The 336-nt window shown below is 65.5% G+C and carries 1 pseudogene; it reads left to right on the forward strand.

Going from position 1 to position 336, the window contains the following annotated elements:
* A pseudogene (locus KI686_RS17510) lies at window positions 1-220 on the forward strand (hypothetical protein); the annotation flags it as partial.
* Between the last annotated feature and the right edge of the window lie 116 nt (window positions 221-336).

A 336-nucleotide genomic window follows, 5' to 3' on the forward strand; every position in this document is an offset into this window, starting at 1 on the left:
CCTCGGGTTCAAGGGCTTCCTCAACGCCTACGACATCATCGTCGGCCTCACCAACGGCGGCCCCGGCACCGCCACCCGCTCCATTGCGATGACCATCATCGCCGGGTTCAACGGCGGCGACTACGCGTACCAGATGGCCAACGCGACCATCTTCTTCATCGTCGCCGTGCTCATCTCGCTGCTGCAGCTCTCGCTGACTCGCGGAAGGAACGCCCTCTGATGTCGACGCAGACCATCACCACCGTCACCGCCGACGGCCGACGACCCCGCATCAGGATGGAGCGGGTGAACTGGTCGGGCACGGTCATCCTCCTCCTCTGCGCGGTGACCGTGCTG

Origin of the sequence: Polaribacter sargassicola (genome assembly GCF_021991835.1) — a bacterium.
Taxonomy (GTDB): domain Bacteria; phylum Bacteroidota; class Bacteroidia; order Flavobacteriales; family Flavobacteriaceae; genus Polaribacter; species Polaribacter sargassicola.